Source organism: Acinetobacter lwoffii, assembly GCF_024129685.1.
Taxonomy (GTDB): domain Bacteria; phylum Pseudomonadota; class Gammaproteobacteria; order Pseudomonadales; family Moraxellaceae; genus Acinetobacter; species Acinetobacter lwoffii_X.
Map to the genome: position 1 here is coordinate 34,392 of NZ_JAMXXL010000010.1, position 20,714 is coordinate 55,105.

Here is a 20,714-nt window from a genome sequence, read left to right on the forward strand (position 1 = left end):
TGTTTGTCTTAAATTCTAGGAGTCATGATGGGCACAAAGTTTGAAGACTTAGAAAAAAACTCCGCCAAAAAACTGACTGGTATTGGGGTCGTTGTTTTTTTGCATATCCTGGTTGGCCTGGTACTCATGGCTGGTATGGCAAAAGACATTATTAAACCAACGGAACAGCCAGTTGAGCTAATGATTATTCAAGATATTAAGCCGCCTGAACCTGAGCCACCAAAAGAAACACCACCTGAACCACCAAAAATCGTGGAAAAAGTAGCACAAGTGCCTGAGGTGAAACCGGTTGAAAAAGTCGTTCCTGTACAGAAAACACTTCCAACACCAACCCAACCGACAACTGTTGCAGTACCTACTCCCGTTGCAGCGAGTCCTTCACCAAGTCCGGTAGCAGCACCGGCTCCAGTAGTCGCAGCCGCTCCAGCCCCAGCTCCTCCACCCGCTGGCGTAACTCGTGGTGTTTCACAAGGTGAAGCAGGTTGTAAACGCCCAGACTATCCACGTGATGCACTGATGAATGAAGAACAAGGTGAAGTCTTGATCTCTGTATATGTAAATACCACCGGCAAGGTCCAGGATGCCAAAGTGAAAAAGTCGAGCGGTAGTCGTGCGCTGGATCGTGCAGCATCCAAGGCCTTCAGCTTATGTACTTTCAAGCCGGCAATGAAAAATGGCGAACCGCAAGAATCTTGGTATGACATTCCATATGAATTTGTCCTTGACTAACAGATACAACAGATAAAGAAAAAAATCAGGAGATCCATGATGAAAAAATCACTAAAACCTTTAAAAAATATGACTGCTGCTGGTGTAATTGCCATGAGCACTTTATTACCTCTGCAAACAGTTTTTGCAGAACAGTCCGCTACCCCCAATACCAGTGCTGTCACTGAAACAGTGGTAACAACACCTGCAACAGCGGCTACACCGACCCCGCCACCACTGCCTGCTGAAGCTAGCGATGAAAAAGCTGGATACAATCCTTATGGCCTAGAAGCCATGTGGAAAGAAGGTGATATTGTTTCTAAAATCACTTTGTTTATTCTGGTGGTCATGTCGATCGGTACCTGGTACATCATGATCAGCAAATGCCTGCAACAAGGCAAGATTCGCAAACAGGCTAAGCAAGCTGAAAATACTTTCTGGGAATCTTCTTCTCTGGATAATGCAACCGAGAATCTGGACGAAGCCAGCGTCTACCGTTTTATTGCGGAAAAAGGGATTAAATCAACTAAAAATCATGGCGGTACACTACTTGAGCGTATTGATTTCAATACCTGGGTCACTATCTCAATTTCCCGTGCGATCGACAAAATCCAGAACCATCTGAGTGGTGGCCTGGCCTTCCTTGCGACAGTCGGGTCTACCGCACCTTTCGTTGGACTTTTCGGAACCGTTTGGGGGATTTACCATGCATTGACTGCCATTGGTGTTTCAGGGCAAGCATCCATTGATAAAGTTGCCGGCCCGGTTGGTGAAGCACTGATCATGACTGCAATCGGTCTTGCGGTCGCAGTTCCTGCGGTACTCGGCTACAACTGGTTGACTCGCCGTAATAAAGCGGTCATGGAAGAAGTACGTACCTTTGGTTCTGATTTACACGCAGTATTACTCAGCGGCGAAATTACGACCAATAATCCTGTCAATCGTGACGTGAAGTAAGAGTGAGGCATCAGCCATGGGAATGATGGTCAATTCAAACGACAGCGATGATGAGGTAATTGGAACCATTAATACCACACCTTTGGTTGATATTATGCTGGTTCTGCTCATTATCTTCCTGATTACTGTACCGGTTGCCATTCATACCGTACCTGTCGATCTGCCCGAAGAAAGAAATGTACTGTATGAAACCAAGCCAGAAAATGTTCAGCTGGCTGTCAATAAAACTGGCGATATTTTCTGGAACGAAATTTATATTGCAGATAAAACAGTTTTACTGAGCCGTTTACAGGCAGAAGCACAGAAACGTCCGCAGCCTGAAGTGCATATTCGTGGTGATCAGTTAACACCTTATGAAGCAATTGATCAGGTGATTAGTACGACCCAGCAAGCGGGTATTGGCAAAATTGCTTTTGTCACCACTCCGCCCGCTACACCTTAAGCACAAAGAAGGATTAAGTTTATGGGTATGAATGTTGGTTCAAATCAAGACGATGATGTGATGTTAGATGTCAACATGACCCCATTGATTGATGTCATGCTGGTCTTGCTGATTATGTTTATTATCACAATTCCTTTGCCGAATAACTCGATTAATATCGATCTACCGAATGGAACGCCTCCTGTAACCGATGAAAAACCGCCTGAGCTGGTGGAATTACGTCTGGATGCACAAGGTAAGATTTTCTGGAATGAACAGCCGGTAGCAAATACCCAAGCTCTGGAAAACTTATTCAAGACAGTAGCGCAAAAAGCGGATCAGGATCAGATTAAAATCAAGGCGGATCGTGCCACTGAATATAAACATATCGCTATGGTCATGGCGGCAGCTCAAAGGCTGGAGGTCAAAAAAATTGGCATTATGAGTAATAACAACTAAGTATTTTCAAGATATAAAAAACCCAGCATGTGCTGGGTTTTTTATTCATCCGGTTTTACATCTGTGACTGAATATAATTTTGCAGACCAATCAGTTCGATTAAGCGCAATTGTTTTTCTAACCAGTAAGTATGGTCTTCTTCGGTATCCGACATTTGCTGGCGTAACATATCACGGCTGATATAGTCACCTTTCTCTTCGCACAGTTTGATGCCCTGCGCCAGTTTTTCCCGCACATGATATTCAAGTTTTAGATCGGCTTTCAGGCAGCTCACCACATCCTCGCCAATCTCAACGTCATCGCGCTGCATGTTTGGCGTTCCTTCAAGGAACAGAACACGACGGATAATCGCATCCGCATGCTGGGACTCTTCTTGCATTTCGTGATCGATACGTTCAAAGATTTTGGTCAATCCCCAATCTTCATACATACGAGAGTGAATCAAGTATTGGTCACGAGCAGCCAGTTCGCCACCGATCAACATATTTAAATAATCTACGACTTCTGGATTTCCGCGCATTTGAATAACTCCCTACCTGTATTTTGCTATTATGGCGAAAAGCAATTGAATTTGCAAAGCTTAACCATGGTTAAATATTTGATTTTTATATAATTAAAATGAGAAGTACTTGCATTTACACTTCGTTCTTAATGAAATCCCATTTATAAAACAACACTTTGCATTTTCATTACGCTTGGCAATAACCTAAAACCGGCGAATAAACACATGCGTTAAAATTTGTAAATCTTAATTTTGAACAGACAGATTCATTCTTTTTGTATAAACATCACTGCATTGGCGTACTTCATGCTTAAATTTCGCTTATCATTCACACAAATTTAAAACAACAACGGTTCCGATATGACACATCCACAAACAACAGCGCCTGTTCTGGTTACCGGTGCATCGGGTTATATTGCCAGCTGGGTTATCCAGAAATTACTCACGCAAGGCTATACCGTACATGCCACGGTACGTGACCTGAATAAAAGCAAAAGCTTTGCCCATTTAGAAAAAATTGCCGACAGCACGCCGGGAACTCTCAAGTTATTTCAGGCCAATTTATTAAGCCCGGGTTCTTTTGATCAGGCGATGCAAGGCTGTGAAATTGTCTTTCATATGGCCTCACCTTTTGTGGTCACCAACTATAAAGATGCAGTCAAAGATATTATCGAACCTGCGGTGTTAGGCACTGAAAATGTACTGAATAGTGTCAATCAGACTGAATCAGTGAAACGCGTGATCGTGACATCGAGTATCGCATCCACCTATGGCGATGCCATTGATATTCTACAAACTAAAAATAACAGTTTTGATGAATCACACTGGAATACCACCAGTTCGGCCACGCATCAGCCTTATCCTTATTCCAAAGTCATGGCAGAGCGTAAAGCCTGGGAAATGGCTGAAGCGCAGGATCGCTGGGATCTGGTCTGTATCAATCCTGCACTGGTTTTTGGTCAATCCTTAACGCCAAATACCCAATCCGGTAGTGTGGAAGTTATGCAACAGTTTGCCAATGGCATGACTTTGCTTGGCGTTCCACCGATGTGGAATGGCGTGGTCGATGTTCAAGATGTCGCTGAAGCGCATATCCGTGCTGCGTTTAATCCGCAAGCGCATGGCCGTTATATCATTTGTAGTGAAAGCTTGAGCCTGCTGGAAATGGGCCAAATTCTGCGAGCATATTTTGGCAATAAGTTTCCCTTCCCGCGCAATCAATTGCCGAAGGCAGCCTTTAAACTGTTCGGGCCTGTAGCAGGTTTTAGCCGTAAATTTGTAGAGCTGAATATGGGTTATCCAATTTTCTTTAATGCGCAAAAAAGTAAAGATGAGCTCGGCATTGAGTATCGTCCGGTGAAAGAAAGTCTGGTTGAACATTTCCAGCAGCTACTCGATGATGGTGTTGTGAAAAAATATATTCCTTAATCTTTTTATGCAAAAAGCCACCCGAAGGTGGCTTTTTTAACTCTTATTCTTTCATGAAATGTGCAGAGATTTAGGCTTCAAGCTGACCATAGTCTTGCATCAAGCCAATAAACTGTTGTTCATTGATCACTGGAATACCAAGTTTTTCTGCTTTATCCAGTTTTGAGCCAGCTTTTTCACCCGCAACCACACATTTGGTTTTGCTGGATACACTGCCACTGACTCGTGCACCTAAGGCTTGCAATAACTGGGTTGCATCATCTCGTCCCATACTGCTTAAAGTCCCGGTGACCACCCAGCTTTCGCCGTTTAACGGCTGACGAGTCGGTGCGATCGGTGCATCCCAGTGAATACCGGCAGCCAGTAAACGATCCAGAACTTCCAGATTATGCGGTGCCTGAAAGAAATCCAGAATCCATTCCGCAGTGATATCACCTACATCCGGAGTTTTCTTTAAAGCCTCCAGATCGGCCTGACGCAAGGCATCCAGCGTCTGGAAAGTATTGGCCAGCATCCGCGCCGTAGTTTCACCCACCCCACGAATACCGAGTGCATAGATAAAAGCAGCCAGTGTGGTCTTTTTACTGTTTTCAATGGCATCCAAAAGATTCTGAACCGATTTGGCGCCCATCTTTTCAATACCGAGCAAAGTCTCACGATGTTCATGCAGATGGTAAATATCTGAGACATCTTTTAAAAGATTTAGATGTAGCAGTGACTCTACCCAGCGATCACCCAGCCCTTCGATATCCATGGCCTTACGCGACACAAAGTGACGAATGGTTTCGATCCGCTGCGCAGCACAATAGAGTTCGCCAGAGCAACGGGCCAATGCTTCACCTTCCGGCATCACCACGGGTGAATCACAGACTGGACATTGCTCAGGCAAATGCACTTCAACTGCATCAACCGGGCGAAATTCCGGCCAGACTTTTTCAACTTTAGGAATCACATCGCCACTACGATAAACACTAACTGTATCGCCAATACGCACATCCAGACGGTGAATTTCGCCAATATTGTGCAGGGTTACATTAGATACTGTTACTCCGCCGACAGCGACTGGATTCAAACGCGCGACTGGAGTTAATGTTCCAGTACGACCCACTTGCCAGTTAATATTTTCTACTGTGGTCAGTGCTGCAACTGCCGGAAATTTATAGGCGGTGGCCCAACGCGGTTCACGGCTCAGGAAACCAAGCTGTTGCTGCTGTTTCAGGTCATTGACCTTGATCACCATACCATCGATTTCGACACTGAGACTGGCACGCTCATCAATGATCTGTTCGTAGACCTTTTGCACGTCCTGAATACTGTCACAGATAAAGTGACGCTCGCCAACCGCAAAACCGAACTGATGTAACCATTCCAGACTGGCGGACATAGTGGTTTGTCCATGATGCGGCACGCACTGAGCAATCCCATAAGCATAAAAAGCCAATGGCCGCGAGGCAGCAATATTCGGGTCCAGCTGACGCAAACTTCCTGCCGCAGCATTACGCGGATTAGCAAAGGTCTTTTCACCTTTGGCGGCATTGGCAGCATTCAATTTTTCAAAACCTGATTTTGGCATCAACACTTCGCCGCGTACTTCCAGCAAATCGGGAATGATGCCATTCACCGGAGATAAAAGTTTCGGCAGGTTGCGAATGGTTCTGACATTTTGGGTGATGTCTTCACCGGTTTCCCCATCGCCGCGCGTCACCCCACGCGTCAGTACGCCATGCTCATACCAGAGTGAAATGGCCAGACCATCAAATTTCAGTTCCACATCATATTCAATTTTTTGATTTGGCAAACGTTCTTCAATACGGCGGGCAAAAGCCAGCAGATCTTCCTGATTAAAGACATTGCCTAATGACAGCATCGGCACGGCGTGTGTTACGGTCACAAATTTTGAAAGCGCCTGCCCACCCACTTTATCTGTCGGGCTATCGGACTGGATCAGGTCAGGATATTGTTGTTCTAAGGCTTTGAGCTGATGAAAGAGCTGATCATATTCACTGTCTTCAATGCTCGGTTGATCCATCACATAATAAGCATGGTTATGCTTGGCAAGCAGTTGAATCAGTTGACGCATTTGCGCAATGACAGTGGCATCTTGGGTCATAATTTCACCATAAAAAAGGGCGGAAAATCCGCCCTGTAGAATATTCAGCTTTTGGCTATTATAAAAATTGCAGTCTACAGATTCAACTTGGAGATTGAACAAAGCAGCCTTAAACTTCCGTCCCTTGTCCAGCACGATAATCAATTGCCTGATGGCGCCAGAATTCACGTAATTGTGGAGTAAATTCCTGTTGATTCTGGTCATAGACCAGACCGTCCACTTCACGGGCAATCAGACGTGAAATACTGTCCATGGTATCAAACGCATTTTGTACATCGCTATGCGGTAAAGCCAGGAAGAATGCCAGACCTTTCACTTCCTGAGTCGACAGGGTTTCCAGATCAAAGCCTTCCATTCCGGTATCGGTCATTTGCAATACCGAAAACAGCAGTTTTGAACCATCTTCACTATAACGGTGGAAACAGGCCAATTCACCATAACGCAGGCCATATTTCAATAAAACCTTCAAGGTTTTATCACCCGAAAGTACACGGCCTTGTGGATAGATATGCAAAGAAATAATGGTTTCAGCATTGGACAAAGCACTTTCTTCATCCACTATTTTTTGCTCATGCAGATGTGCATCCAGAATACTGCTTTCATCATTAAATTCAGAAATTTCTGCTTTTTCGATGTTGCTGTTCAGGCTGAATTCAGGCGTTTCTTCCTTGGTTTCAGTCTGGCTATTCTCCCTCTCTGCTTTTACTTGCGGAATATCTGCTGCCGTTCCTACTGACTTTGCCACTCCTTCAGCTTCTGTTGACGGGACAACTGCAAGAGTTTCGACCGCTGTCGGCTCAACTGGAGTTGATTCAGCCTTGTGAAATACTGAAGGTTTTTCAGGAGCCGGTTCATCTACACTCAGGCTTGGCTCGATACGATCAGATTCGACATCCTGTTGTGCCAATTGAGAACGTACATGCCTTGGAATGATCGGTGTCTGGCTATCCGGGTCGATATGCAGGTTGGCATCCAGTGAAGGTACAGCCTCTACAGGTTTTTTGAACAGCATTCTTATACCAAACAGCATAATCACAATTGCGATAACAATCCCGATAATGGTGGTGATTTCCATATTATACCTCCGCAGCTAGGCCGTATTCTTTTGCCTGTTCCAAATTAACTGTCACTAATTTTGATGTTCCCGGTTCAGGCATGGTTACACCCAAAAGATCAGTCGCCATCATCATTGCAAGTTTGTTATGGGTAATATAAATAAATTGCACGTGTTCAGAAAGCTCTTTGACTAAATTACAAAAGCGTCCCACATTGGCATCATCCAGCGGTGCATCGACTTCATCCAGTACACAAAATGGTGCCGGATTTAAGCGAAAAATCGCGAAGACCAATGCTAATGCAGTTAAAGCCTTTTCTCCACCCGAGAGTAAGGCCAATGAGCTGTTTCGTTTACCCGGTGGTCGGGCCATCAGTTTTACCCCCGACTGCCAGCCATCTTCAAGGCTTAAACTCGCCTCACCACCTTCAAAGACTTTCGGGAACAGGTTTTGCAGTTCAGCATTGACCTGATCAAACGTGTGCATAAACAGTTTACGGGTTTCCTGGTCAATACTTTTCATTGCAGCCTGTAGCTGTTCAACCGTATTTTCCAGATCCTGCATCTGATGACTCAGTTCCTCATAACGTTTTGACACTTCTTCATATTCTTCAGAAGCCGCCAGATTGACTGCACCGAGTTTATCAAACTGAGCCTGAGCTTTTTCCAGTTTCGCCTGATGTGCTTTAACATCAATATCGAGCCCGGAAATTACTTCACTATTCAATTCTTTCAGTTGTTCAGAATAATGCTGCAAATCAGATTTGGCTGCCTGCCAGGCCAGACGTTTTTCTTCCAGTGTAGTGCGGAGTTTTTCATCCTGCTGCTGGAAGCTGTGACGCTGTTCGGTCAGCTGCTGCTGTTTGCTCTGCACCTGATTTAATTCAATCTGCCAGTCGGCCCAGGTCTTTTGCAGCTTTTCAGTGATCTGCGCCTGTTCATTGAACTGGCTCTGTAAAGCAGGTAATTCCAGCTGTACCGGATCGACAAACTTTTTGGCTTGTTCGATTTGTGCAGTAATTTGCTGAGACTGTTCTTTTAGGAAAACCTGATCTTTTTCCAGTAATTCAATCTGCTGCTGGCTTTGCACATTTTGCCGGCGCAACACTTCCAGTTCCTGCTGCGCTTGCTGATTGAGCTGCTGTGAGTCATCCAGCTGAGCACTCAATTCTTCTAGCTGGAATTGCAGGGTTTTATAATTTGGTAGCGCCTGTTCCAGTTTGATATTCAAGGCATGCAGATCAATTTCCAGATCATCTTTCTGCATGGCATCTTCTTCAAGCTGCTCATCCAGTTGTTGTAACTGATGCTGTAATTGCTGCTTTTGCAATGCAAAAGCCTGCGCACTACTTTGTACTTTAGCAATATTGACATCGAGTTGCTGCAGCTGCTTTTGGGTATGCTTGTGCTGCTCACTGATGCTTTGAATCCGGCTTTGCAAAGCTTTAACCTGATCGGCGAATTCAGGTAACTGCTGCTCCAGCTGCATAAACTTAGGTTCAAGTTCCGCAAGCTGCTGCTCGATTTCATCCAGACGCATTCGATGACTCAATGCACCTTGTCCGGCCTGACTGGCTTCATCATAGTCCAGTGCAATGACCCAGTCCGATCCAACATGATAGCCATCTAAACTCAGTAATGTCTGGCCTTGTAATAGCTCAGTTTGAAGCGGTAATGCTTGCGTTAATGTATCTACGACCGCGACTTGTTGCCACAGTGAATAATGTGGAGATTCAATCCAGTCGGCCAGACACATCGTATTGGCTATCTGAATTTTAGTATGAACAGCCTGTTGCTTTAACTGACGCGCACAATCTTCAAGGAAGTGCTCGCCCTCTGCCAGAATCTGGGCAGACAGCCACTTGGCCAAAAACTTTTCGATCAGGCTGGCATGTCCTTTGCCTGCATCACTGAGCTTAAGTACATGCATCAGCTGTACCGCATTACTCTTGGTATTTGAGTTAGCTTTGGTCAGCAATTGACTCAGGTTTTTCTTTTCTGAATGAAGCACCTGAATTTCAGATTTGAGCTGCATCAAGCGCTGCTGATGGTTCGCCTGCTCTGCCTGCATCTGCTCGAATTGAGTTCTTAAATCTGTTAATTGAATTTCATAGCCAACGATTTGCTGTTCAGCTTGGGCTTTGTCTGCCTGATACTGATCCAGCTCATCTTGCTGCGCCTGTTGCTGAATCTGTGCACTTTGCTGTTGGAGCGTCTGTTTCTGCTGTTCAATCCGCTCAATATTCTTTGCCAGTTGCTCGCTTTGAGCCAACATCTGTAATTTACGCTGTTGCTGCTGTTCGACCTGGGTTTTGATCTGGGTAAATTGCGCTGCCACAGTGCTATGTTGAGCTTTGAGCTCAGTCAAGTTTTGGCTTTGCGCCTGACTCTGGCCATCTTGCTGCTGCAATTGTGCCTGCTGATCTTCAAGTTGCTGCTGCAAGGTTTCGAGTTGCAGTTCAATCAACTGCAAACGCTCTTTGGTTTGGACTTTTTGCTGTTCCAACTTGATCAGACTGGTGGAATTCTGCTCCAGCAAAGACTGCTTTTGTTGCAGGGTCATTTCCAGTTCAGCCAGTTTTTTCTCGGCCTGTTGCCATTCGCTTTGCAAAGGAGTGGATTGCTGAATCAGACGCTGGAACAGTTCACTGGTGCTGCCCAAATCATGTTCAACGGTGGTCAGTTCGGAACGTACCAGCTTAAAGTTTTCCCCGAGCGTATTCATCTCAAGGGTATATTCTTCCTGTAAACGCTGGCTTTGCTCACATTGAAAAGACAGAATTTCGATCTTGATGGTACGGATCTGTCCTTCCAGTTCTTTATATTGAATCGCACTTTCCGACTGACGTTTCAGGGTTTTTAGCTGGGATTTCAGTTCGGAGGCGATATCTTCCAGACGCGACAGGTTTTGTGTGGTGTGATCCAGATGCAGCATCGTTTCACGGCGACGCGCCTGATAGCGTGATACACCCGCGGCTTCTTCAATATAAACCCGCATTTCATCTGGCTTGGCATCGACCAGACGGTTGATCATGCCCTGCTCGATAATCGCATAAGAACGTGGCCCAAGACCGGTACCAAGGAAAATATCGGTAATATCACGACGACGGCATTTGCTGCCATTCAGGAAATATTCGGACTTGCCATCGCGGTTGACCTGACGGCGTACTGCCAGTTCATTATAGGCATTATAAGCACCGCCCAGCTTGCCATAGGTATTGTCAAAGCGCAGTTCTACACTGGCCATGCCCACCGGTTTACGTTTCGCAGTTCCGGTAAAGATGACGTCCTGCATGCTGCCACCACGCAGCTGGCGCGCACTGGACTCGCCCATGACCCAGCGTATGGCATCAATGACGTTAGATTTACCACAACCATTCGGTCCCACGACCGCAGTACGATTATCTTTAAAATGCAAAGTGGTACTGTCGGCAAAAGATTTAAAGCCTGAAAGTTTTAAACTGCTTAAACGCATAATGTCCTGATTTAACGTCGTGAGCGTCTGGCCCACGCGAGTTCAATTTGTTTCATCCGTGTCAGAGATTCCAACACAAGGTTGCGCAAGTGTCGACAAAAATCTTCCATAAATAAAGTGGCCTGATGGCTTTTTCGTATCAAAATTGCTTCAGTGACCAGTTTAAATAAGTCAAAAGATTCCTGTAACTCGCGTCTGGAAATATTCAGGGTCAGAAAATAGCTCCGACGTAAAGATGGCAGCAGTTCCTGATAGTAGCGCATCAGATAAGGATTCCCCACCATCTCATGCTGCTGGGCCATGCCCTGAAAGATCAGATCATAAAACTTTTCAGTGTGTCCTTGGCGAGTTTCTGCTTCCAATTGCTCTAATAATAGCTGAATGCGCTCAGCTTCATGCACCCGCCAGGTTTCCGCCATGCGATACACCATTTGCCCGAGCAATAATGAGGTCATGTCAAATAAGGCACGCACCTGCAAGGCCGACATTTCCGAGACAATCGCCCCACGGCGCGGGAAAATTTCAATCAGCTGGGTGCGTTCCAGCAAAAGCAGGGCTTCACGAACCGAACCCCGACTGACATCAAGCTCTGAGGCAATCCTGAGTTCCTGTATACGTTCGCCTTCGACCAGTTCACCGCGAATAATCTGTTCGCTAATGTGCTTGGCAATCTGCTCAGACAAACTGTGCGCTTGTTCTAATGGCATACCGTTCCTGTCTTTATTTTTATGGATACTGGTTTAGCCCTTTATTTGGACTATGTTGCTATTAAACGGGTTTTTATCCATAAATACTTTGACATTGTCAGACAATCTTATGTCTATATAGCCAACTTAGGCCCATAAAAAAGGAGAATAGTGAGCTATTCTCCTTATACGGTACATCAGTCCAACCGAAAAGGTTTAAATCAGGCCATAAACCCTTGATAAATAAAATACAGGCCGACGGTGGTCAGTAGTGCAGCAAAACATTTTTTTAATACGGCCGGTGAAAGCAGATGTGCCACTTTTGCGCCCAGCTTGGCAGTGAAAAAACTCATCATGCTGATCCCAATAAAGGCATAAATATGAATATAGCCAATAGTATTCGGTACGGTGACCTGCGCCTGTTTACCGAACCAGATAAAACCCAGCGCACCTGCAACTGCAATCGGCAATCCACAAGCCGCAGAGGTCGCCACTGCTTTTTGCATCACGATCCCGCTGCGATTCAGAAACGGAACGGTCAGACTTCCCCCGCCAATCCCGAATATGGCCGATGCCACGCCAATGCCGCCACCCGCTGCCAGCTGTAATGCGGCTGAAGGCAATTTCTGATTCGGATCAACCTGATAATGTGCGCCTCTAAACATTCTGAATGCAATCCAGACTGCAAAGAAGCCAATCAGCAATTGCAGACCTTGGCCCGATAAATAATCTGCAATTCCAGCTCCTAAGAATGAGCCAATGACCAGGCCGGGTGCCAGATTACGAAATACGGGCCATAGCACTGCCCCTCGTTGATGATGCGCCATGACCGAGCTGATAGAAGTCACAATAATTGTTGCCAAGGAAGTGCCCACCGCCATATGCATAATCACGCTGGGATCGTACTGGAGCTGGGTAAAAACAATGTAGAGGATGGGCACAATAATCAAACCACCGCCGACCCCAAACAGGCCTGCGGTGAATCCGGCAATTGCACCAATCAATAAATATATGATTAACTCCATAACGATATTTACCACGTTTAGATTCAAATGGATGTAGAAACTCGTGAACTGCAACAACGATTAAGCGATGCAGGCCAACTCCCGGAAGTATTACTCATCAAACCGATTACTACATCGACCAATGATGATGTGCGCGAATTGGCAATGAAGGGGGTACAGCAGGTTCTGGTATGCAGTCATGTGCAGACCCAAGGCCGTGGACAGCGTCAACGTCAGTGGATTTCACCTGAAGGGAACATCTATTTAAGCACATTGCTGCATACACAAAAACCCATCGATGGTCGTCTGGCGCTAGAAATTGCGTTAAATATCCTGCAAATGCCCAGTCTAAAAGGCCTGGAATTACAGGTGAAATGGCCGAATGACCTGTATAGCCTGCACGGAAAATGGGGCGGCATTCTGGTCGAGCCGATTTCATCTACACAGGTGGTGGTCGGTGTAGGTTTAAATATCGATCCTCTGCCCACTGACCTTCCAGATCAGCAGGTTAGCTCCTTGAACGAGTTGGGATTATCACATACCTCAAGAGTCGAGCTGATTGCCCAGTTATATCTGGCGATTCAGCAAGCCGGGCAATGGTTTAATTATGGCAGTCAAAACCTGGCGGCGCGTTTCAATCGATCGGCTGCATTTATGCAACAAACGGTTGAATTTACTGACGTGCAAGGGCAATATTCCGGTACTTTTCTCGGGATTCAGGATGATGGTGCAGTCAAGATTTTGACCGATCAGGGAATCCAGACCTTTTATCAGGGACAGCTCCGCCTTCAACACGGTGGATGAACAGGCATACAGCAATGAAAAAATTATGGTTGGATATCGGCAATACCCGGCTTAAATACTGGATTACCGAGCATGATCAGATTATTGAACAGGCAGCAGAATTACATTTACAGTCTCCTGCTGATTTGTTACTTGGCCTGATCCAGCATTTCAAAGCGCTGGGCTTGCATCAGGTTGGATTATCTTCTGTCCAAGATAAAATCAATAATGAGCGTATTCTCAGCATTTTAGAAAGTCTACATATTCCAGTGATTTTTGCTCAGGTACAAGCAGAATATGCCGGTCTGATCTGTGGCTATGATGAACCTTCGCAACTGGGGATTGACCGCTGGTTACAGGTACTTGCAGTGGCGACGCAAGCGCATGAAAATTATTGTGTGATTAGTTGCGGTACGGCGCTGACTATTGATTTGGCGCAAGGGCAACAACATTTGGGCGGTTTTATTCTGCCAAATCTATACTTGCAACGTGATTCCCTAATTCAGAATACCAAAGGCATTAAAATTCCAGATGCCGCTTTCTCTGAACTTAATCCTGGCCGCAATACCCTAGATGCTGTGCATCATGGCATTCTGCTGGGTCTGCTCAGCACCATTGAAAAAGTCCTGCATGATTTCCCAGCACAGCTGGTTTTAACCGGTGGAGATGCTCCACTGTTTGCGCAGCATCTCAGCCATCACCATCCCCGGATTGAACCTGATCTTTTACTTAAAGGCCTGCAGCATTTTGCAGCTCATTTGCCAGACACTGTTTGATAATGTCCAGCAATTGCGGAAAATCGGCAAAGCCATCAGCCTTATTAAAATGTCCGGCTTTTTTGATCTCAAAAATTTGTGCATTCAAGCTATGGGCTAAACGCAAGGAAACCGGTGCAGGCACATAGGGATCATTACTGGAGATCAGCATCACCGCACGTTTATAGCTATACGGTAAGTTTTTCAGATCGAGTCGCACAGCCTGCAGTATTTTATTCAGTTCTGACCAGGCCACCAAAGGCGTATCAAAGGCTGAGACCAGAATTACCCCGCCGATCTTGCGTTGCTGCTGAATATAATGTTCCTGTAAAAAGTTTAAAACACTGACGCAACTCAGGCCATGTGCAACTAAAAAGGTATGTTCATCCATGTGCGGAATGTGCAGTTTCAGATTCTGCTGCCACTCTTCTAAATCAGGCTGAAAAGGGTTGGCCAGCATAATCCGTTTAGACTCAAAACCGGCATTTTTAAGCTGGCGACTGAACCAAGGGTACCAGTGATCATTGGAGGTCGCCTGATAATCCGGCACGATATAGACTTTCTTTATTATATTTTTCATAGTGATTTACTTATTATCATTGAACGCAAATTGCGTCGACAAAAAATAAGTTTTAACCAGTCTGGAGATGGAATTCAAGTGCCTTTTTGAACACCATCTCATGTTAAATTTTTAAATTTAGCGAATACAATAACATGCCTAAATTTAAGATTTAATCAGATAAGGTTCGATTACTTTCCAGAGTTCTGGCAAATCAGTACAGCCTTGAGAATCAATAAAATGTCCGTGATGCTTGGCATTCACCACAATGGCATCCAGACTGTCCGCCTGTTCCAGACTAAATTCTGGTGCAACCCGGTCATCTCCTTCGGAGTAGATCACCACACGCTCTGCAACCTGTTGTTTGAGTAAATCAAAATTGATTTCAGCGGCATCAATAAAAGGGTTTACTTCATCCAGACGACCCAGCCGGCCATTAAATCCCGCGATCAATACCAGTTGCTGAATTTTCTGCTGTTTTAATTCTCTGGATAAGTAATGTAATGCGGCTACAGTTCCCAAGCTATGTGCAATAAAAATACTGTCCTCATCAATTGCATCAATCTGTTCACGCATTTGCTGATCCCAGGTGTCCAGTGTCGGTGTAGTTGATGGATCCAGCCGGAGGACTTTTAAACTAACATTTTCCTGTTGGGCTTTTTCCTGAATCCATGGGTACCAGTTTTCTTCCGGGCTTGCAGTATAACCATGTACGACAATTACTTGGTTCATTTGAAATTTCTCTTTATTTTGTGCTGATATTCCCGAGTCTGCCTGATCGGATTTTTATTTTGGGTAAGTAAATGTTGTTTTGTTTAAACCGGTTTGACTAATTTATTCGCAATAAAAAAAGGCGCATATTGCGCCTTTTTTTAAAACAAAACTTATTTCTTGTCATTGCCGCCGAACAATGGCCCCATACCACCGCCGCCGCCAAACTGTTTCTGCAAGCCGCCGAGTGACTTCATCATTTTTGCCATACCGGATGGATTGGCAAATTTTTTCATCATCTTGGCCATTTGGGCATGTTGCTTGATCAGCTTGTTGACTTCTGCCACTTCCATACCACAACCTGCTGCGATACGTTTTTTACGGCTTGGGTTCATCAAGTCCGGATTACGACGCTCTTTCAAGGTCATTGACTGGATAATCGCTTCCATTTTCTTGACCTGCTTTTCAGGATTGGCTTGCGCCAACGCATCTTGCAGACCGGCATTGCTCATGCCAGGAAGCTTGTCCAGGAAGCCCATCATGCCGCCCATCTTGTTCATCTGCTCAAACTGCATCAACATGTCTTCAAAGTTGAAGCTGCCGCCTTTTTGCAGTTTTTTCGCCATTTTTTCGGCTTTTTCTTTGTCGACCTTGCGTTCAAGTTCTTCAACCAAAGAAAGTACATCACCCATACCCAAAATACGCTGTGCGACACGCTCAGGATGGAATGGCTCCAAGGCATCGAGTTTCTCACCCATACCCAAGAATTTGATTGGCTTACCGGTAATCGCGCGTACTGACAATGCCGCACCACCGCGCGCATCACCATCAGTTTTGGTCAGGATCACACCAGTTAAAGGCAAGGCATCGTTGAATGCTTTGGCGGTGTTTGCCGCATCCTGACCGGTCATGGCATCGACCACGAACAGGGTTTCAGTCGGGTTTATCGCTGCATGCAGCTCTTTGATTTCACCCATCATGTCATCATCGATATGCAAACGGCCTGCCGTATCGACAATCAGTACATCGGCAAACTGGATTTTTGCCTGTTCAATCGCGCGATTCACAATCGTAATCGGTTTTTCGTCTGCGCTGGATTCTAGGAAAATCGCACCGACTTCACCTGCGACAGTCTGTAGCTGTTTGATCGCAGCCGGACGATACACATCGGCAGAGACCATCGCGACTTTTTTCTTTTGACGTTCTTGTAAGAAGCGTGCAAGTTTCGCTGCAGTTGTTGTTTTACCTGCACCCTGCAAGCCTGCCAGCAGGACAACCACAGGTGGTTTTGCAGCGAGGTCGAGGCTTTCATTGGCCTCGCCCATCATTTTGGTCAATTCGTCATGAACGATTTTGACAAAAGCCTGCCCAGGAGATAACTGAGTCATCACTTCCTGGCCCAATGCTTCTTCCTTAACTTTCGCGATGAATTCACGAGTTACAGGTAACGCAACATCGGCCTCAAGAAGCGCCATACGCACTTCACGTAACGTATCTTTAATATTGTCTTCGGTTAGCTGCCCTGAGCCAGTAACATTTCTTAAACTCTGCGTGAGTCGTTCTGTTAAGGTATCAAACATTGCAAAATCCGCTTAAAATAGCCATGAGCAAAAAATTGTTTCTTAAAATAGAAAATTTATGCATAGAATGCTATAGGATACTGTAGTTCGCAGCGAATTTATATAAATGAATATTCATCACCCTTAAAAAGGTTTGACATGGTTAGCCTCCCCTTGGTTTATACGATCTTAGCATTAGTCGCTTACACCGCTTCCTTCTGGTATCTGTTCATTCATTTAATGTCTAAACGTGCTCCTAATCAATGGTTTGTCTCGCTAACCGCACTGCTTGGACTGGGCTTGCATGCGCTGGTTTTATATGGCGATATGCATACCCCGCTGGGCATCAATTATGATGTCTTTGCCCTGTTTTCCTTTACCTCTGGTCTGATGCTGTTACTCAGCATTATTTACAGCACTTATCGTCCGATTATTGCCCTGAACCTGATCGGGATTCCGGTGGCTGCGACCGGATTAATTCTTGGCTTTGCGTTTACTCAGCCTGCAAAAATCATCACACAAAACTCTTTGGGTCTGGATATTCATATTATCCTGTCTTTGTCTGCTTATGCGGTATTGCTCATGGCGACCATTCAGGCCGTAATTTTACGCTTTCAGGATCGTGAGCTGAAAAAGAAGCAAAAACGCCGCGTTTGGGTCAGTTTGCTACCCTCTTATCAAGACATGGAATCATTGCTGTTTGATATGCTGATGACCGGTTTTGTTTTACTTACCCTCGCTTTGGGCTTTGGCTTTTTTACTATCGACAATTTCTTTGCTCAGCATCTGGCACATAAAACGGCGTTCAGTATCATTTCCTGGCTTGTTTACGGTTCACTATTAATTGGACACTGGAAGTTTGGCTGGCGTGGCCAAAAAGCTGTGCGCTTTACCCTACTCGGTTTTGGCTTGCTGGCACTGGGTTTTATTGGTTCTAAATTTGTGCTGGAAATGATTCTAGGGCGATAATTCTGAGCCGTGAATATTCAATTCATTGTTCAATAAACAGATTCTAGCTCTAATATTTTTTTAAACGATTATACGCCCCGCACGCACTGATAATGGCCAGCGAATGACTCTGGGCAATTCTGGATCTTCCCATTCTGGCAATAAGGCATCTGCCAGTACATTTAATGGATTATGTCCGAGTGCTTGAGTTGCTGCTTTCACGGCTGACCAAGTACTCATATAATCAATTAACTGATAAAAATTCCATTCAACCTGCAATACCGGTGGCTGAGTCGCAATTTCCTGAAATGGAAATGGTAAATTTTTATATCCTTCATCTACATGGCGACGTTCAGGTGGCCAGTACGGTGCAAGCGTGACTTCATAAAAATGCTTAAAATAATGATTCAGATGGGGCTCATCCACACTGAATACGCCATAGCTAATTAAAGCCAGAATGGCATTGGGTTTAGCAATCCGGCGAACTTCTGCGTAAAATTTTTCCAGATCGAGCCAATGCGCTGCTTGAGCCACCGAAATCAGATCAACACTCTGGTCAGCACACGGAATCTTTTCAGCGAGTGCCTGACCATACTGAATTTTTGGATGCGGTTTGGCTTGGGCAAGCTGTTCAGCACTCGCATCAATAGCAAGCACCTGATCAAAGTAATTCGCCAAAACTTCTGAAAGCTGTCCAGAACCACAGCCGACATCTACAGCCAATTTAGTACCTGGTGACAGCTCTGCCAATAGCTTTCCCAATGCATCCGGATAATGCGGACGAAACAAAGCATAGTCCTGTGACTGCTGGGAGAAATGATCTTTAAATTCCCTATTTTCCATATATATGCTTTCCAGACCAGTTTTATTTCAGTCTAAATAGACGGTCAGGGAATGCAGTTGGAATTTGGTTTCAGTTACTTCCTGTTTTTAAAATGCAGAATTCATCTATTTAATAGAATCATGTTCTTAACTTAGTCATTTAAGCTATTCTGCTTGATCTGATAATCTGCCTTAAACGCTTTGTAACTGAGCCGGTCTGTGGAGACTTCTGTTAAAGGACTGACCTCCTGCATTGAGGAAAGACAGCGCTCTGTCAGCTGAATATATTCTTGTGTCCCTTTGCTTTTCCAAGCAATTTCTTTGGTGTCCAGGGGACGGATGACCCGTGCTGGACTACCGAGTACCAATGAATTTTCCGGAATTTGGGCCTTGGCTTTAACCGTACTATTAGCACCAACAATGGTATTTTCACCAATCTCGGCTTCATCAAGAATCACGCTGTTCATGCCGACCAGTACATTTTTACGAATGATACAGCCATGTAAAATCGCGCCGTGTCCGATATGGCCATACTCTTCGACCAGCGTGACGCTACCGGGAAAGCCATGGATGGTACAGGAATCTTGAACATTGGCATTTTTCTGGATGTGAATCCCGCCGAAGTCGGCTCTTAAAGTAGCGAAAGGCCCGATATATACGCCCTCTTCAATCACTACATCCCCGATCAGAACGGCTTGCGGATGCACATAAGCGTGAGGGCTGACCACAGGAATCACCCCATCAATGGCATAACACGGCATTATTTTATTCCTTTAAAAATGCAGAATTAGATTAGCTAACGGCTTCCAGTCGCAAACCGCCAAAACGTTTATAAAATTGTGGATGTACCGGCGGCATCGAACCTTCCGAAGTTCGGGCGATCTCCATAAAGAACTCATCCCCTGCCGCAACCACCGTTTGATATAAATTACTGCTCAGATTACGGGCATTCAGGGAAAGCCAGTTGGATGGCAATAATTCAAAAGGCAGATTCGGATCTTTTAATAAAATCCGGCGGAATTGATGAATCAGCAAAATACGCAACTGAAAGGCCTGAACCGGATCCAGCTCATCTTCCTGTTCCACCAGATGAAAGAATTCCCGGAAATCTGCAATGAATTTTTCATAGCGCTGATGCAGCTCCTGTACCGGCCAGTTGGTGGCAACCATACGTTTTACAGTTGGATAGGATTCCTGCCAGAGCTGCAAGGTTTCAGCCTTAAATACCACCACCTGATCGGTCATTTTCAGGTTCAGCAGCAGGTTTTGCAGTTTCTGATGATCACAACCCGGATAGGCCATGACATTGGTGGCGATATTGGCAAAGCCCAGCCATTCCAGTTCTTTTTTTAGAACCAGTTTATTTTCCAGTTCCACTGAACTGAGTAGCACCAGATCCCATTTCTGATCCCATTCAGTGTGCTGAAAACTATAAATTTTTTGATCCGCCATAATAAAACGCTGGCGGCTGCTTTCGGTCACGCGGTAATAGCTGGTGCGACCAATTTTTTCAGACATCAGCCAGCCATTTTGGACCAGACGGAATACAGCGGTCCGTACCGATCGTTCATTAAATCCGAAGACATCCATGAGCTGAATCAGGCTGGCCAGACTGATGATGCCACCGCGGTGAAAAATACAGTCACCGAAGATGGTCATGATTAATGAGGTTCCGCTGAGTGCTTCAGTTTGAATAAAGTCATCAATTATTTGTTTTAATTTCGGATTCATTGCGTTTAACTTTACCTTATAGAAACTGGATGATAGACCATT

At 45.2% G+C, this 20,714-nt stretch carries 20 protein-coding genes; 8 read left to right on the forward strand and 12 right to left on the reverse strand.

Going from position 1 to position 20,714, the window contains the following annotated elements:
* The first annotated feature begins 27 nt into the window (after positions 1-27).
* The 4 genes from NI464_RS06775 to NI464_RS06790 are packed head-to-tail and all read left to right on the forward strand — an operon-like array spanning position 28 to position 2,545.
* Positions 28-729: an energy transducer TonB gene (locus tag NI464_RS06775; RefSeq protein WP_004646084.1), complete on the forward strand. Its 702-nt coding sequence runs from the start codon at positions 28-30 to the stop codon at positions 727-729.
* A gap of 36 nt (positions 730-765) precedes the next feature.
* On the forward strand, positions 766-1,665 hold the full coding sequence (locus NI464_RS06780) for a MotA/TolQ/ExbB proton channel family protein (protein WP_115736958.1): 900 nt from the start codon (positions 766-768) through the stop codon (positions 1,663-1,665).
* Positions 1,666-1,681: 16 nt separating this feature from the next.
* A complete protein-coding gene (locus NI464_RS06785) occupies positions 1,682-2,107 on the forward strand; it encodes an ExbD/TolR family protein (RefSeq protein ID WP_005247138.1) in 426 nt (141 codons plus the stop codon).
* 21 nt (positions 2,108-2,128) lie between these two features.
* Positions 2,129-2,545 (forward strand): ExbD/TolR family protein, encoded by a 417-nt coding sequence (locus NI464_RS06790; RefSeq protein WP_004279208.1) that lies wholly within the window; start codon positions 2,129-2,131, stop codon positions 2,543-2,545.
* A gap of 55 nt (positions 2,546-2,600) precedes the next feature.
* Here NI464_RS06790 and ftn read toward each other — a convergent pair whose 3' ends face one another.
* Positions 2,601-3,065 carry a heteropolymeric bacterioferritin subunit Ftn gene (ftn, locus tag NI464_RS06795; RefSeq protein WP_004279207.1) on the reverse strand — a complete coding sequence of 155 codons (465 nt, stop codon included), beginning with the start codon at positions 3,063-3,065 and terminating at the stop codon, positions 2,601-2,603.
* A gap of 342 nt (positions 3,066-3,407) precedes the next feature.
* Here ftn and NI464_RS06800 point away from each other — a divergent pair, with 342 nt between their 5' ends.
* A complete protein-coding gene (locus tag NI464_RS06800) occupies positions 3,408-4,475 on the forward strand; it encodes an SDR family oxidoreductase (protein WP_253138015.1) in 1,068 nt (355 codons plus the stop codon).
* Positions 4,476-4,545: 70 nt separating this feature from the next.
* Here NI464_RS06800 and ligA read toward each other — a convergent pair whose 3' ends face one another.
* The 5 genes from ligA to NI464_RS06825 all read right to left on the reverse strand — a co-directional run bounded on the left by ligA (position 4,546) and on the right by NI464_RS06825 (position 12,825).
* On the reverse strand, positions 4,546-6,585 hold the full coding sequence (ligA, locus tag NI464_RS06805; protein WP_071851490.1) for an NAD-dependent DNA ligase LigA: 2,040 nt from the start codon (positions 6,583-6,585) through the stop codon (positions 4,546-4,548).
* 109 nt (positions 6,586-6,694) lie between these two features.
* Positions 6,695-7,660: a cell division protein ZipA C-terminal FtsZ-binding domain-containing protein gene (locus tag NI464_RS06810; RefSeq protein ID WP_253138016.1), complete on the reverse strand. Its 966-nt coding sequence runs from the start codon at positions 7,658-7,660 to the stop codon at positions 6,695-6,697.
* 1 nt (position 7,661) lies between these two features.
* A complete protein-coding gene (gene smc / locus NI464_RS06815; protein ID WP_253138046.1) occupies positions 7,662-11,114 on the reverse strand; it encodes a chromosome segregation protein SMC in 3,453 nt (1,150 codons plus the stop codon).
* An 11-nt stretch (positions 11,115-11,125) separates the two neighbouring features.
* Positions 11,126-11,821, reverse strand: coding sequence for a GntR family transcriptional regulator (locus NI464_RS06820; protein ID WP_004279202.1), 696 nt, complete (start codon positions 11,819-11,821; stop codon positions 11,126-11,128).
* A 200-nt stretch (positions 11,822-12,021) separates the two neighbouring features.
* Positions 12,022-12,825: a sulfite exporter TauE/SafE family protein gene (locus tag NI464_RS06825; protein WP_005104854.1), complete on the reverse strand. Its 804-nt coding sequence runs from the start codon at positions 12,823-12,825 to the stop codon at positions 12,022-12,024.
* Between the two features lie 27 nt (positions 12,826-12,852).
* On the opposite strand from NI464_RS06825, the gene NI464_RS06830 reads away from it, so the two are divergent.
* The gene (locus NI464_RS06830) at positions 12,853-13,608 is read left to right on the forward strand and encodes a biotin--[acetyl-CoA-carboxylase] ligase (RefSeq protein WP_071851432.1); all 756 of its coding nucleotides are present in this window, start codon (positions 12,853-12,855) and stop codon (positions 13,606-13,608) included.
* Between the two features lie 14 nt (positions 13,609-13,622).
* Positions 13,623-14,363 carry a type III pantothenate kinase gene (locus tag NI464_RS06835; protein ID WP_253138017.1) on the forward strand — a complete coding sequence of 247 codons (741 nt, stop codon included), beginning with the start codon at positions 13,623-13,625 and terminating at the stop codon, positions 14,361-14,363.
* Here NI464_RS06835 and NI464_RS06840 read toward each other — a convergent pair.
* From NI464_RS06840 to ffh, 3 genes are all read right to left on the reverse strand, one after another.
* The gene (locus NI464_RS06840) at positions 14,317-14,922 is read right to left on the reverse strand and encodes an RBBP9/YdeN family alpha/beta hydrolase (RefSeq protein WP_253138019.1); all 606 of its coding nucleotides are present in this window, start codon (positions 14,920-14,922) and stop codon (positions 14,317-14,319) included. The genes NI464_RS06835 and NI464_RS06840 overlap by 47 nt on opposite strands.
* A 144-nt stretch (positions 14,923-15,066) precedes the next feature.
* Entirely contained in the window at positions 15,067-15,633 is a 567-nt protein-coding gene (locus tag NI464_RS06845) for an RBBP9/YdeN family alpha/beta hydrolase (protein ID WP_004279197.1), read from the reverse strand.
* Between the two features lie 152 nt (positions 15,634-15,785).
* Entirely contained in the window at positions 15,786-17,192 is a 1,407-nt protein-coding gene (gene ffh / locus NI464_RS06850; protein WP_005247147.1) for a signal recognition particle protein, read from the reverse strand.
* Positions 17,193-17,330: 138 nt separating this feature from the next.
* On the opposite strand from ffh, the gene NI464_RS06855 reads away from it, so the two are divergent.
* On the forward strand, positions 17,331-18,140 hold the full coding sequence (locus tag NI464_RS06855; RefSeq protein ID WP_004730673.1) for a cytochrome C assembly family protein: 810 nt from the start codon (positions 17,331-17,333) through the stop codon (positions 18,138-18,140).
* 60 nt (positions 18,141-18,200) lie between these two features.
* On the opposite strand, the gene NI464_RS06860 is transcribed toward NI464_RS06855, so the two are convergent.
* The 3 genes from NI464_RS06860 to paaX all read right to left on the reverse strand — a co-directional run bounded on the left by NI464_RS06860 (position 18,201) and on the right by paaX (position 20,672).
* Entirely contained in the window at positions 18,201-18,962 is a 762-nt protein-coding gene (locus NI464_RS06860) for a class I SAM-dependent methyltransferase (RefSeq protein WP_253138021.1), read from the reverse strand.
* Positions 18,963-19,093: 131 nt separating this feature from the next.
* Positions 19,094-19,702 (reverse strand): DapH/DapD/GlmU-related protein, encoded by a 609-nt coding sequence (locus NI464_RS06865; protein ID WP_191112318.1) that lies wholly within the window; start codon positions 19,700-19,702, stop codon positions 19,094-19,096.
* 31 nt (positions 19,703-19,733) lie between these two features.
* Complete coding sequence (gene paaX / locus NI464_RS06870; RefSeq protein WP_004279192.1) at positions 19,734-20,672, reverse strand: phenylacetic acid degradation operon negative regulatory protein PaaX; 939 nt, start codon at positions 20,670-20,672, stop codon at positions 19,734-19,736.
* Positions 20,673-20,714: the final 42 nt, after the last annotated feature.

Coding starts and splice junctions, on each gene's coding strand:
- NI464_RS06800 (WP_253138015.1), top strand. CDS start 3,408: ATGACACATCCACAAACAACAGCGCCTGTTCTGGTTACCGGTGCATCG.
- NI464_RS06775 (WP_004646084.1), top strand. CDS start 28: ATGGGCACAAAGTTTGAAGACTTAGAAAAAAACTCCGCCAAAAAACTG.
- NI464_RS06810 (WP_253138016.1), bottom strand. CDS start 7,660: ATGGAAATCACCACCATTATCGGGATTGTTATCGCAATTGTGATTATG.
- NI464_RS06785 (WP_005247138.1), top strand. CDS start 1,682: ATGGGAATGATGGTCAATTCAAACGACAGCGATGATGAGGTAATTGGA.
- paaX (WP_004279192.1), bottom strand. CDS start 20,672: ATGAATCCGAAATTAAAACAAATAATTGATGACTTTATTCAAACTGAA.
- NI464_RS06830 (WP_071851432.1), top strand. CDS start 12,853: ATGGATGTAGAAACTCGTGAACTGCAACAACGATTAAGCGATGCAGGC.
- NI464_RS06840 (WP_253138019.1), bottom strand. CDS start 14,922: ATGAAAAATATAATAAAGAAAGTCTATATCGTGCCGGATTATCAGGCG.
- ligA (WP_071851490.1), bottom strand. CDS start 6,585: ATGACCCAAGATGCCACTGTCATTGCGCAAATGCGTCAACTGATTCAA.
- NI464_RS06860 (WP_253138021.1), bottom strand. CDS start 18,962: ATGGAAAATAGGGAATTTAAAGATCATTTCTCCCAGCAGTCACAGGAC.
- NI464_RS06780 (WP_115736958.1), top strand. CDS start 766: ATGATGAAAAAATCACTAAAACCTTTAAAAAATATGACTGCTGCTGGT.
- NI464_RS06820 (WP_004279202.1), bottom strand. CDS start 11,821: ATGCCATTAGAACAAGCGCACAGTTTGTCTGAGCAGATTGCCAAGCAC.
- ftn (WP_004279207.1), bottom strand. CDS start 3,065: ATGCGCGGAAATCCAGAAGTCGTAGATTATTTAAATATGTTGATCGGT.
- NI464_RS06865 (WP_191112318.1), bottom strand. CDS start 19,702: ATGCCGTGTTATGCCATTGATGGGGTGATTCCTGTGGTCAGCCCTCAC.
- NI464_RS06825 (WP_005104854.1), bottom strand. CDS start 12,825: ATGGAGTTAATCATATATTTATTGATTGGTGCAATTGCCGGATTCACC.
- ffh (WP_005247147.1), bottom strand. CDS start 17,192: ATGTTTGATACCTTAACAGAACGACTCACGCAGAGTTTAAGAAATGTT.
- smc (WP_253138046.1), bottom strand. CDS start 11,114: ATGCGTTTAAGCAGTTTAAAACTTTCAGGCTTTAAATCTTTTGCCGAC.
- NI464_RS06835 (WP_253138017.1), top strand. CDS start 13,623: ATGAAAAAATTATGGTTGGATATCGGCAATACCCGGCTTAAATACTGG.
- NI464_RS06855 (WP_004730673.1), top strand. CDS start 17,331: ATGGTTAGCCTCCCCTTGGTTTATACGATCTTAGCATTAGTCGCTTAC.
- NI464_RS06845 (WP_004279197.1), bottom strand. CDS start 15,633: ATGAACCAAGTAATTGTCGTACATGGTTATACTGCAAGCCCGGAAGAA.
- NI464_RS06790 (WP_004279208.1), top strand. CDS start 2,129: ATGGGTATGAATGTTGGTTCAAATCAAGACGATGATGTGATGTTAGAT.